13 protein-coding genes are annotated in these 11,044 nt (G+C 73.9%); 5 read left to right on the top strand and 8 right to left on the bottom strand.

Features of this window, described 5'->3' with window-relative positions:
* The coding region (locus AB0G32_RS39755; RefSeq protein ID WP_361175738.1) for an FtsX-like permease family protein at positions 1-474 on the top strand (474 nt) is incomplete at its 5' end.
* A 47-nt stretch (positions 475-521) separates the two neighbouring features.
* Here the strand turns inward: AB0G32_RS39755 and AB0G32_RS39750 are convergent.
* The 3 genes from AB0G32_RS39750 to AB0G32_RS39740 all read right to left on the bottom strand — a co-directional run bounded on the left by AB0G32_RS39750 (position 522) and on the right by AB0G32_RS39740 (position 3,430).
* A complete protein-coding gene (locus AB0G32_RS39750) occupies positions 522-1,238 on the bottom strand; it encodes a DUF4328 domain-containing protein (protein ID WP_361175735.1) in 717 nt (238 codons plus the stop codon).
* Between the two features lie 140 nt (positions 1,239-1,378).
* Positions 1,379-2,410 carry a phytase gene (locus AB0G32_RS39745; protein ID WP_361175732.1) on the bottom strand — a complete coding sequence of 344 codons (1,032 nt, stop codon included), beginning with the start codon at positions 2,408-2,410 and terminating at the stop codon, positions 1,379-1,381.
* A gap of 132 nt (positions 2,411-2,542) precedes the next feature.
* Positions 2,543-3,430: a LysR family transcriptional regulator gene (locus AB0G32_RS39740; protein ID WP_361175729.1), complete on the bottom strand. Its 888-nt coding sequence runs from the start codon at positions 3,428-3,430 to the stop codon at positions 2,543-2,545.
* Positions 3,431-3,523: 93 nt separating this feature from the next.
* Between AB0G32_RS39740 and AB0G32_RS39735 the strand changes: the two genes are divergently transcribed.
* Genes AB0G32_RS39735 through AB0G32_RS39725 form a run of 3 tightly spaced genes read left to right on the top strand, consistent with a single transcriptional unit; the run spans position 3,524 to position 6,101 of the window.
* Positions 3,524-4,765 (top strand): thiolase family protein, encoded by a 1,242-nt coding sequence (locus tag AB0G32_RS39735; RefSeq protein ID WP_361175726.1) that lies wholly within the window; start codon positions 3,524-3,526, stop codon positions 4,763-4,765.
* Positions 4,762-5,430, top strand: coding sequence for a 3-oxoacid CoA-transferase subunit A (locus tag AB0G32_RS39730; protein WP_361175723.1), 669 nt, complete (start codon positions 4,762-4,764; stop codon positions 5,428-5,430). Before AB0G32_RS39735 ends, AB0G32_RS39730 begins: the two co-directional genes overlap by 4 nt.
* On the top strand, positions 5,427-6,101 hold the full coding sequence (locus tag AB0G32_RS39725; RefSeq protein WP_361175720.1) for a 3-oxoacid CoA-transferase subunit B: 675 nt from the start codon (positions 5,427-5,429) through the stop codon (positions 6,099-6,101). The genes AB0G32_RS39730 and AB0G32_RS39725 overlap by 4 nt, the downstream gene beginning before the upstream one ends.
* A gap of 51 nt (positions 6,102-6,152) precedes the next feature.
* Here AB0G32_RS39725 and AB0G32_RS39720 read toward each other — a convergent pair whose 3' ends face one another.
* On the bottom strand, positions 6,153-6,647 hold the full coding sequence (locus AB0G32_RS39720; RefSeq protein WP_361175717.1) for an Lrp/AsnC family transcriptional regulator: 495 nt from the start codon (positions 6,645-6,647) through the stop codon (positions 6,153-6,155).
* Between the two features lie 73 nt (positions 6,648-6,720).
* Here AB0G32_RS39720 and AB0G32_RS39715 point away from each other — a divergent pair, with 73 nt between their 5' ends.
* Positions 6,721-7,677, top strand: coding sequence for an EamA family transporter (locus AB0G32_RS39715; protein WP_361175714.1), 957 nt, complete (start codon positions 6,721-6,723; stop codon positions 7,675-7,677).
* 87 nt (positions 7,678-7,764) lie between these two features.
* Here AB0G32_RS39715 and AB0G32_RS39710 read toward each other — a convergent pair whose 3' ends face one another.
* The 4 genes from AB0G32_RS39710 to AB0G32_RS39695 form a co-directional block, all read right to left on the bottom strand.
* Positions 7,765-8,151: a DUF4440 domain-containing protein gene (locus AB0G32_RS39710; protein WP_361175711.1), complete on the bottom strand. Its 387-nt coding sequence runs from the start codon at positions 8,149-8,151 to the stop codon at positions 7,765-7,767.
* A complete protein-coding gene (locus AB0G32_RS39705; protein WP_361175742.1) occupies positions 8,148-9,341 on the bottom strand; it encodes an MFS transporter in 1,194 nt (397 codons plus the stop codon). Before AB0G32_RS39705 ends, AB0G32_RS39710 begins: the two co-directional genes overlap by 4 nt.
* 153 nt (positions 9,342-9,494) lie before the next feature.
* Positions 9,495-9,917 carry an SRPBCC family protein gene (locus AB0G32_RS39700; RefSeq protein ID WP_361175708.1) on the bottom strand — a complete coding sequence of 141 codons (423 nt, stop codon included), beginning with the start codon at positions 9,915-9,917 and terminating at the stop codon, positions 9,495-9,497.
* A gap of 76 nt (positions 9,918-9,993) precedes the next feature.
* Positions 9,994-11,044: hypothetical protein (locus AB0G32_RS39695; RefSeq protein ID WP_361175704.1), on the bottom strand; the 1,051-nt coding region annotated here is incomplete at its 5' end.

Raw genomic sequence — 11,044 nt, 5'->3', positions numbered from 1 at the left:
CTGGCCGCGTTCGCCGCCGCCCGCCCCGGCCTCGCGCTGACCGGCACGGGCCCGGACGCCACGGCCGGCCAGGACACACCCCCGCAGGTGTGGATCAACCTCGCCGTCATCGTGGTCCTCCTCGGCTACCTGCTGCTCAGCATCGCCAACAAGCTCGTCGCCGCCACCGCCCAGCGCCGCACCGAGATCGCCGCGCTCCGCCTGGTCGGCACCACCCCCCGGCAGATCCTGGCGATGACCCGCCGCGAGTCCGCGCTGACGACCGTCGCCGCCCTCGCCGCGGGCCTGGCGCTGTCCGCGCTGCCGCTCGCCCTGCTCGGCCAGGGCTTCCTCGGCCGCCCCTGGCCGGCCGGCCCGGCCTGGCTGCTGCCGGCGGCCGCGGCGACGGTGGCGCTGACGTCCTTCCTCACGGTGGAACTGCCCACCCGGCGCACCCTGCGGACCGCACCGGCGGAGGTGGTACGGGCGGTGTGACCGTCCGGTCCGGTGCGCCGCCGGACGCCGAAGCCGTCCGGCGGGGGTCAGGAGGAGGGGGCCGGCGCGCCGTACGGACCGTGCACCGCCTTGTACCGCTGCCTGGCGGTGAGCTGGACGGCGAAGTACGCGGCGGCGGCCGCCGCCAGGATGTGCAGGGCGTCCGCCATCATGTAGCGCGCCACCCCGTCCCGGACCTCGGACAGTGTCCCGGCGTCTTCGGCATCGCTCCCGGCGACCCGGCCGAACAGGGTGCCGGCCACGAACAGGCCCCACCACAGGTTGAGCGGCCACAACCGGGTCCGGGGTGGTCCGCCGTCGTACGGCAGCACGGTGGTGGCGCCCCACATGTCGAAGGCGACCCGGTACGGCAGCCACAGGTTCGCCAGCGGGATCAGCCAGGCGCCGACGGCCCAGCCGGGACCGCTGCGGAACCGGTCCGGGGCGAGCGCCCCGGTGGCGCGGCGCATCCGGAAGAACCAGACGACGAAGACGATGGCGCAGGGCAGGTACACGATCGCCTGGTAGCGCGCGGCCGTGTCGTACAGCGAGGCGACGGATTCCACTTCCTCCGCCGTGGCGGTGCGGAACCAGGCGTCCCCGTCGACGACCGTCCGGTAGCGGAGCCCGGCGAACAGGCTGAACAGATCGGCCAGTGCGGAGAGCGCCAGCCCGGTGAGCACCGCGACGAGGAACCCCCGCGCGGGCACCGGCGGTGAGGTGGGCAGCGGCGGCAGCGGACGCGGCGCTGCGGATTCGGACATGACGAGGAGACCCCCCACGGGTGACCAACCGGAACGGGCCCTGCGGAAGATCGCACGGCCGCCGCACGATACGCCGTACCGCAGGGTCACGTCCATGACAATCAGTGGTCTGACCTCGGGGGGAGCGGGCCGCCGTGGGTTCAGAGCGAGGCGGTGATCCGCTGCAGCGGCACGAACTTGAAGTTCTGGTTGCCGCTGCTGCCGGGCGTCGAGTTGGAGCCGTCCTGGCAGACGAACAGACCTTGCGGGAAGGCACTGCCCAGCGCGGACGCGGTGGCGTCGATGCCGTCGGTGTCCTCGCAGTCGTCGGCCGCGGTGCCGCTCACCACGGAGAACCGGCCGAGGTAGGCGCCGGAGGAGCGGTCGTAGGCGGTGTAGTCGTCGCTGCCCTGCGAGGAGACGAACAGCCGGTCGCCGGCCGCGGTGATGCCCTCGACGTCGGCGGTGAGGTGACCACCGGAGCCGGCCGAGTCCAGCGAGGTGCGGGTGGTGCCCGCGGCCGGCTCGGCGCCGTACGCCCACACCCCGACGTCCTCCTCGCCGAGGTACAGCTTGCCGGTGTGTTCGTCGGCGTAGCAGCCCTCGACGGCCGAGCCGGCGTCGAACAGCCGGACCGACGTCGCGGTCACGGTGCTGCCGCTGACCGCTATCTCCCACTGCTCCACCCGGCCGGAGGTGGAGTTCGGGTAGGCGTACAGCTTGCCGGTGGACGGCGACTGGTACAGGCAGATGCCGTGCGCGGTGACCTCGGTGGGGATGTCGGCGAGGTGGGTGAGCTGCCGGGTGGCGGCGTCGATGCGGTAGACGTGCATGGCGCCGTCGCCGTCCGCGGCCTCGTCGTCGGCGGAGACGACGATGTCGCCGCGCAGGTCGACGTTGTTGCCGTAGTCGCCGCCGACCCGCTGGAGGCGGGTGCCGGCCAGGTCGTACACCTCCAGCGCGCCCTGCTTGTCGGTGCCGATGACCGCCGACCTGGCGGGGTCGCTCGGGTTGACCCAGATCGCGGGATCGTCGGCGGCGTCGCCGCTGTGCGAGACGGGGGCCGTCTCCACGGTGGCCGTCACGTCGAAGTCGACGGCGGCCCGGGCCGGCGCCGCGGCCTGGGCGAGCAGGGCGGCAGCGGCGAGCGCGGGAGCGGCGAAGGTGCGTGCGGCGGATCTGGCGATGCGCACGGGGACTCCTTTCGGGTCTGTTCCGAGCCGGTGCTCGCGGAGTCGGTCACCGGGCAGGGGAACGGTAGGAGTCATGGGTGACGCCGTGCTGAACCGGCACCGACACACGGGTGCCATCTTGACCGTGCCACCTCAGCCGCGCACGCACTCCTCGATGACCGCGGCGACCTGCTCGGTGGCCGGTGAGTTGCGGTGCGCGCGGCGGGCCAGTACGAGATCGATGGTCTCCGTCTCGGTGAGCGGCAGGTACGTCACCCCGTCCAGCCGCAGGCTCTGCACCGACCGCGGCACCAGCGCCACCCCGTGCCCGGCGGCCACCAGGACGACGAGGGTCGCGGTCTCACCGACCTCGACGAGCGACGCGGGCTGGAAACCGGCCCGGTCGCAGGCGGCCAGCACCCGGTCGTACATGGCGGAGCGCGGCTGCGCGGGATGGATGACGAAGGGCTCGCCGGCCAGCGCGGACAGCGGGATCTCCCGGTCGGCCGCCAGCGGATGGTGGGCCGGGACCACGGCGACCAGGGGTTCGGCGCGCAGCGGCGTGATGCTCACCCCCTCGGTGCCGGCCGCGTCGGCCCGCGACACGGCGAGGTCGTAGCTGCCGGTGAGCAGGCCCTCGACCAGTTGCGGGGTGAGCAGTTCGCCGCGCAGGTCCAGGGTGATGTGCGGCAGCCGCGACCGTACGGTACGGGCGATCCTCGGCAGCACGTCGTAGGTGGCGGTGCCGATGAAGCCGACGGAGACCCGGCCGGTGTGGCCGCTGGCCAGTTCCGCCATGTGCACGCGGGCCCGCTCGGCCTCGGCGACCAAGGTACGGGCGTACCCCGTCAGATGCCGGCCCGCCTCGGTGAGCTCGACGTGCCGGGTGGAGCGGTGGAACAGCGCCGTGCCCAGCTCGTGCTCCAGCTGCTTGATCTGCTGGGACAGCGCGGGCTGGGCGACATGGAGACGGGCCGCCGCGCGTCCGAAGTGGCACTCCTCGGCGAGTACCAGGAAGGAGCGGACCTGACGCAGTTCCATGGCCACAGCCTACAACGGTTTATATCGCTGCCTTATCAATCGATCCATATTAGGTCTTGGACGTGATGAAGGTCGCGCGCCTACCGTAAGGGGGTGACCGACAGTTACCTGTACGCAGCGGCAAGAACACCCTTCGGACGGTTCTCCGGCGCGCTCGCCGGTGTCCGGCCCGACGATCTCGCGGCGCTCGCCGTGCGGAGCGTCCTGGCCAAGGCACCGGAGCTCGACCCGGCCGGGATCGGCGACGTGGTGTGGGGCAACGCCAACGGGGCCGGCGAGGACAACCGCAACGTCGGCCGGATGGCCGTGCTGCTGGCCGGGCTGCCCACCTCGGTGCCGGCCACCACCGTCAACCGGCTGTGCGGGTCCTCGCTGGACGCGGCGATCATCGGCTCCCGCGCCATCGAGACCGGGGACGCCGACATCGTGCTCACCGGCGGTGTGGAGTCGATGAGCCGGGCCCCCTGGGTGCTGCCCAAGCCGTCCCGCGCCTTCCCCGCCGGGGACGTCACCGCCGTCTCCACCACGCTCGGCTGGCGGCTGGTCAACCCGGGCATGCCGAAGGAGTGGACGGTCTCGCTCGGCGAGGCCAACGAGCAGCTCGCCGAGCGGTTCACCATCTCCCGCGAGCGGCAGGACGAGTTCGCCGCCCGCTCCCACCGGCTCGCCGACGCCGCCTGGACGGACGGCTTCTACGACGACCTGGTGGTCCCGGTCGAGACGGACGCCAAGGGCAACACCCTGGCCCGGGACGAGGGCATCCGCCCCGGCTCCACGCCCGAGAAGCTCGCCGGGCTCAAGCCGGCCTTCCGCCCCGACGGGGTGATCACGGCCGGCAACGCCTCGCCGCTGAGCGACGGCGCCTCGGCCGTGCTGCTCGGCTCGGGCGCCGCCGCGGACCGCATCGGCACCGCCCCGCTGGCCCGGGTCGCCGGGCGCGGCGTATTCGCGCTGGACCCGCAGGACTTCGGCTTCGCACCGGTCGAGGCGGCGAACCGGGCCCTGAAGCGGGCGGGCATCACCTGGTCCGACGTGTCCGCGGTCGAGCTGAACGAGGCGTTCGCGGTGCAGTCGCTGGCCTGCGTGGACGCCTGGGGGATCGACCCGGACAGCGTCAACGCCAAGGGCGGCGCCATCGCGCTCGGCCACCCGCTGGGCGCCTCCGGCGGCCGCATCCTGGGCACCCTCGCCCACCGGCTCAAGGAGTCCGGCGAGCGCTGGGGCCTCGCCGCGATCTGCATCGGGGTCGGCCAGGCCCTCGCCGTCGTCCTGGAGAACGTCACCGGGAACGGGGCGGCGAACGACACGGTGAACGACACGGAGGCGGCCCGATGAGTACACGCCTGTGCGCCGACGCCGACGACGCGGTCGCCGGGATCGAGGACGGCTCCACGGTGCTGGTCGGCGGCTTCGGAATGGCCGGCATGCCGGTCGAACTGATCGACGCCCTCATCCGGCAGGGCGCCACCGACCTCACCGTCGTGTCCAACAACGCCGGCAACGGCGACACCGGACTCGCCGCGCTGCTGGCGAAGGGCCGGGTCCGCAAGGTCGTCTGCTCCTTCCCCCGGCAGACCGACAGCTACGTCTTCGACGAGCTGTACCGGGCCGGGCGGATCGAGCTGGAGGTCGTCCCGCAGGGCAACCTCGCCGAGCGGATGCGGGCCGCCGGGGCCGGCATCGGCGCCTTCTACTGCCCCACCGGCGCCGGCACCCTGCTGGCCGAGGGCAAGGAGACCCGCGTCATCGACGGGCGCACCTACGTCCTGGAGTACCCGATCAGGGGCGACGTGGCGCTGATCGGCGCCCACCGGGCCGACCGCATGGGCAACCTCGTCTACCGCAAGACCGCCCGCAACTTCGGCCCGGTCATGGCCACCGCCGCGACCACCGTGATAGCCCAGGTCCGGGAGATCGTCGACACCGGCACCATCGACCCCGAGACCGTGATCACCCCGGGCATCTACGTCGACCGCGTGGTGCAGGAGGCAACCGCATGAGCACCGACTCCCTCGTCACGGACACCGGGCGCGGCCCGCTCGGCAAGCACGACATGGCCGCCCTGGTGGCCCGCGACATCCCGCACGGCGCCTTCGTCAACCTGGGCATCGGCCAGCCGACCCTGGTCGCCGACCATCTGCCGGCCGACTCCGGTGTCGTGCTGCACACCGAGAACGGCATGCTCAACATGGGGCCCGCCGCCAAGGGCGACGAGATCGACCCCGATCTCACCAACGCCGGCAAGGTCCCGGTGACCGAGCTGCCCGGCGCGGCGTACTTCCACCACGCCGACTCCTTCGCCATGATGCGCGGCGGCCACCTGGACATCTGCGTCCTGGGCGCCTTCCAGGTCTCGACCGCCGGTGACCTCGCCAACTGGCACACCGGCGCGCCGGACGCCATACCCGCCGTCGGCGGGGCGATGGATCTGGCGATCGGGGCGAAGAAGGTCTTCGTCATGATGACGCTGTTCACCAAGACCGGCGCGCCCAAGCTGGTCCCCGAGTGCACCTATCCGCTCACCGGGCTGGCCTGCGTCGACCGGGTCTACACCGACCTCGCCGTCTTCGACATCACGCCGCAGGGCGTCTCGGTGCGGGAGACCTTCGGCACCACCGTCGACGAACTCGCGGGCCGGCTGGACCTGCCGCTGCGCTCCGCGGACGGCTGACACCGGGGCGGTCGCGGGAGACGGAACCGCAGGCGGCGGCCGCCCGCCGGCTCAGCGGGCCGGGCGCGCGGAGCGGGGCCGGTCCGGGACGGCCGGCTCGATGCAGCGGGAGCGGACGTGCTCGTAGACCATCGTGGTCTGCACGTCGGCGACCTCGCGGCGCTCGGTGAGCCGGTCGATCACGAAGGCGTACACGCTGTCCACGGCCGGGACCGCCACATGGATCAGGAAGTCGTGGCTGCCCGAGGTGACGAACAGGCCGATCACCTCGGGCAGCCGCGCCGCCCACTCCCGGAACCCCTCGATGACGGGCCGGGCCGGCGGCCGGATGCGCACCGAGATCAGCGCCTGGACGGGCCGGCCGGCCGCGTCCAGGTCCAGCGCCGCGTGGAAGCCGGTGAGCACCCCGCGCTCGCGCAGCAGCCGCACCCGCTCGAGCGACGTCGACGGCGAGACCCCGGTCCGGGCCGCCAGCTCGCGATTGGTCTGCCGTGCATCGTTCTGCAATTCCCGCAGCAGGGCCCGGTCCAGCGCATCAAGTTCCATGAAACCCACTGTATGCCGAACGAAGTACGGCAAGCCTCCATCAGCCCCGCACTCTTGATTAGCCTCACCGCTCATGGATGTACGAAAGAGCGGTGCGAACCCCGGCGTGGGGCTGGTACTGGCGGCGGCGGTGCTGTGGGGCACGGTCGGACCCGCCCAGGTCCTGGCGTCCAGCCCGATGACCCCGGCGGCCCTCGGCGGCTGGCGGCTGGTCGCGGGCGGACTGGTCCTCGCGGTGTGCACCGTCCGCCCGCGCAGGCTGCGGGCCTTCGCCACCCGCAGCATGGTCCGGCCGCTGCTGATCTGCGCGTTCTCCACCGGCCTCTACCAGGCGGCGTTCCTCTCCTCGGTGGCGCGGACCGGCGCGGCGCTGGCCACGGTGGTCGCCCTGGGCATCGCCCCGGCGGCGACCGGGGTGTGCGCCCGATGGCTCACCGGCGAACGGATGGGCGCCGCCTGGCTGGCCGGCACCGTCGCGGCCGTCGCCGGCTGCGCCCTGCTGCTGGCACCGGGAAACACCCGGGTGGACCCGTTCGGCCTGCTCCTGGCGGTGGCCGCCGGCTTCTGCTACGGCCTGTACACCGTCTTCGCCAAGCGGACGGCCGACGCGCACCCCGCCGCCCACCTGCCCACCCTCTCCGCGCTCACCCTGCTGGTGGGTTCGCTGCCGCTGCTGCCCTGGATGCTCGGGGACCTGGCCCCGGTGCGGGACGGCGGCACCCTCGCCCTGATCGGCTGGCTGGGGGTGGCCACCACCGCCGTCGCGTACTGGCTGTTCACCGCCGGGCTCAGCCGGGTACGGGCGACCACGGCCGGCACGCTGAGCCTCGCCGAGCCGCTCGCCGCGGCCCTGATCGGCGTGTTCCTCCTGGACGAGCGGCTCACCCCGTCCGCCTGGGCGGGCTGCGCCCTGATCCTCGCCGGAATGATCATCACCTGTCTGCCGCCGCTGCCACGCCGGCGCTCCACCGCACCGACGCCGGGGACCGTGGCACCGCCGGACCGGGACCGCCACGAGGTCAGGGCCTGAGCCGCGGCACCGGGTCCGCCGGCCGAGCGGCACGGTGACGCGGCGGACACCGCCCGACCGACCGCGTCACCGCCACCGTGGCCGCCCCTACCCGGTCCCGGCCGGGACGACGGTGCCCTGGTGGTAGTACATCCGCCACCCGGAACCCGCCGCCGGCCGCCGCCAGATCGAACTGTGCCGGCTCCGCCGCTCGCCGAGGACGGCCTCGTACGTCACATGCACCACGCCGGGTGCCAGTACGGTTCCCCGCATGCCGACCGGTTCGTAGCGCGGACCCTCGTCCGACGCGCCCGGCTTGTCCGGCAGTTCGGCGAGCATCGTCTCCCGGTCCCACCGGCGCCCCGAGGCGCCCACCTCGACGAACTCGGGGTCCAGGAGCCGCCCGGCCAGTTCCCGCGACGCCCTGACCCGGGGCGTCAGCAACCGCAGCTCACCCGCGATCGCCTCGGCCACGTCGTCCGCCTTCTCCCTCACACGGCATCCCGCCTCTCTTCGGCTCCGTACCGGCGATGTGACCGCCGACGGGCCCGCCGACCGTACTCGTGGCGGACAGCCGAGCGACGGAGCGCCGGCGCGCCGCCGCACAGCACCGCGCAGGCGACCGTGGTCAGCAGCCCGCCCAGCAGGAACGCGCCCCGCACGCCGGCGAGCGGCAGCAGCAGAGCCCCGAGCGCGGCGCCGGCCGCGATACCCGCGTGGTAGCAACCGGAGTTCACCGCGAGCGCCAGGTCCGTGCGGCCCGGCGCGCACCGCAGCACCGCGTGCTGGGTGGCCGTGAACACCGGCCCGAGCGCCCCGCCCAGCAGCACCAGGAACACCACCGCGGCCACCGGTTCGGCGCCGGCCGCGGACAGGCCGAGCAGGCCCACCGCCTGCGTGGCCACGGCGGCGACCGGCACACCCCGGGCGAAGCGGTCCAGCAGTGCCCCGGCGACACCGGCCCCGGCCAGACACGCCCCGCCGAACACCACCAGGAGGACGCCGACCGCGCCCGGGGCGAACCCGCTCACCTCGCCCAGGAACACCACCAGGTAGGTGTAGCCCGCGAACGCCCCGGTGGCGGCCAGCGCCCCGGCCGCCACCACGGTCCTGAACCGGCGGACGTCGGGCGCGGCCCCGTAGGCGGCGGGCTCCTCCGCCGGCCGCGAGGCCGGCAGCGCGAGGGCGACCGTCACCAGCGAGACCAGCCCCAGGACCGCGAGCAGGGCGACGGGCAGCCGCCAGCCGCTGGCCCGGCCGAGCCAGGTTCCGGCGGGGACACCGAGTACGAGGGCGAGCGAACCGGCGACGGACAGCGCGCCCAGCACCCGTCCCCGCGCCTCGGGCGCGCACAGGCCCACCGCGACCGGACCGGTCACCGCCCAGAACAGCGCCTGGGCGAGGGCGGTCAGCAGCCGTGCCCCGAGCAGCGGCCAGTAGGACCGCGCCGCCGCCGCGATCAGCGCGGAGGCGACCAGTGCGGCCAGCAGCCCGGTCAGCACATGGCGCCGGGGCACCGCCCGTACCGCGTGGGCGAGCGGCACGGACCCGGCGGCCACCGCCAGGCCGTAGCCGGTGACCAGGAGCCCGACCGCCGCCCGGGGCACCCGCAGGCTTTCCGAGATGACGTCCAGCAGGCCGATCGGCAGGCTCTCGGCGGTGTTGAATGTGAAGGCGGCGAGCATCAGCGCCGTGAGTACGGCAGCCGCGCGCCGGCGAGCCGGTCGTCGCGCCCGCTCCGTGCCACCGTCCATGGCGGTACCTCACCGGTCCCACCGGCCGCGCCGCAACCGAATTCGACCGGCGTGCGCGGGAAAGCCCCGCGTCAGGCCGGATGATCAGGCCGGGTGGTGGTCGGCGACCGCGCCGAGTTCGATGCCGTGTTCCAGGAGGGCCTTCAGCGCGCACAGCACGGTGGTGAAGCCGCCGACGGTGTCGTTGACCCAGCCGACGGCGTCGTCCCCGGACCCCTGGAAGCCGGTCTCGGTGACCGTCACGAACGTGGCGTTCGCCGGGTGCGCGGCGAACACCATCTCGACCACGGTCGGCTGCTCGTAGTTGCCCCAGGCGAACCGGATCAGCCGGCCCTCCTCCACCGCCTCGACCCGGACCTGGACACAAGCGCCGTAGACCGCCCACTCCCAGCGCAGCTCCGCCCCCGGGACCATCCGTCCGGTGCTCGCGCTGTACCAGAACCGCGTCGTGACGGACGGATCGGCGAAGGCCTCCCACACCTCCGCCGGGGGCCTACGGATGATCATGGAAGCGGAGGCGACGGGCGGCCGGGTGAGTTCGAGTTTCCGCGAGGACATGGTGGTCGGGGACCTCCGGTTCGGATCAGGGCGAGGGCAGGGGACAGCTGAGCGGCCACACCCGTTCGGGCAGCCGGCCGGTGAGGCGGCCGTCGGTGAGCTCCGCGTCGGTGAGCCAGCCCGCGGCCGTCAGCTCCTCGACGAGGGTCGGCAGCGCGCCGGGATCACCGGCGCACAGGGCGGCGAGCGGGGCCACGTCCACCCCCTGCCCGTCGGGCCCGAGTGCCTGCCCGTCCAGGGCGGTGTGCGTGGCCAGGGCGAGGGCCAGCAGCCGGGCACCGGCGGTCGCCTTCGACTTGCGCAGCTTCCGCTCGGTGACGACGCGCTGTGTCCAGCCGCTGACCTTGGCCCGGGTGTTCTTCCCGAACGGGAGCGGCCGGCTGCCGTCCGGACCGGGCTCCAGGGACGGCACGGTGACGGGGGTGGGGTTCTCGGGGCGGGAGGCGAGCACGTCGGCGGGTGAACCGGGGATCCGCAGCCAGCCGCTCCCGGTCAGCTGGGCGATGAGCTGTTCGGGATCGCCGAGCGGCAGCGCGGTCAGGTCCTGGCCGGTCAGGTTGCCGGTGCCGGTGCGCGCGGCCCGCAGGACGAGCAGCAGGGTGAGCAGCCGGGCCTCGGGGCCGGGCAGCGGCGCGTGGTCCCGGGCGTGGGCGAGCACGGTACGGGCGTGCTCCCACAGCTGCGGTCCGGTCAGCACCCGTGGCACGGCGGGTTCCGTGCCGTCACCGGTGTGCCCGGTGCGCTGCTGGTGCTGGCGCCGGGCGGTGGCCGCGGCCTGCTCGGCCCGCTGCGCGTCCGCGCGCAACTGGACGTCGCCGATGACGTCGGCCCACTCGTGGAAGGCGCGCGCCTTGCGGGTGTGCAGGTCGGCGAGGAGGGTCAGGTCGGGCTCGGCGCGCTTCTGGTAGGCGCGGAACTGGTTGCCCAGATCGATGAGTTCGTCGCGCAGACCGGTCGGCCGCAGATGGTGCGGCACGATGCCGGGCTGTCCGTACACCGTCCTCGGCGGGAGCGCGCGCAGCGACGCGCGGAACCTGGCACAGTGGAAGGGGAACGTTCGCGGTACGGCGGGCGTT

Origin of the sequence: Streptomyces sp. NPDC023723 (assembly GCF_040639815.1) — a bacterium.
In the GTDB taxonomy this organism is placed as follows: domain Bacteria; phylum Actinomycetota; class Actinomycetes; order Streptomycetales; family Streptomycetaceae; genus Streptomyces.
The sequence above is the reverse complement of the archived record's forward strand: the minus strand, read 5'-3'. Positions and strand labels throughout refer to the sequence as shown.

Coding starts and splice junctions, on each gene's coding strand:
- AB0G32_RS39705 (WP_361175742.1), bottom strand. CDS start 9,341: ATGCTCGCCGCCTTCACATTCAACACCGCCGAGAGCCTGCCGATCGGC.
- AB0G32_RS39700 (WP_361175708.1), bottom strand. CDS start 9,917: ATGATCATCCGTAGGCCCCCGGCGGAGGTGTGGGAGGCCTTCGCCGAT.
- AB0G32_RS39740 (WP_361175729.1), bottom strand. CDS start 3,430: ATGGAACTGCGTCAGGTCCGCTCCTTCCTGGTACTCGCCGAGGAGTGC.
- AB0G32_RS39720 (WP_361175717.1), bottom strand. CDS start 6,647: ATGGAACTTGATGCGCTGGACCGGGCCCTGCTGCGGGAATTGCAGAAC.
- AB0G32_RS39715 (WP_361175714.1), top strand. CDS start 6,721: ATGGATGTACGAAAGAGCGGTGCGAACCCCGGCGTGGGGCTGGTACTG.
- AB0G32_RS39730 (WP_361175723.1), top strand. CDS start 4,762: ATGAGTACACGCCTGTGCGCCGACGCCGACGACGCGGTCGCCGGGATC.
- AB0G32_RS39725 (WP_361175720.1), top strand. CDS start 5,427: ATGAGCACCGACTCCCTCGTCACGGACACCGGGCGCGGCCCGCTCGGC.
- AB0G32_RS39750 (WP_361175735.1), bottom strand. CDS start 1,238: ATGTCCGAATCCGCAGCGCCGCGTCCGCTGCCGCCGCTGCCCACCTCA.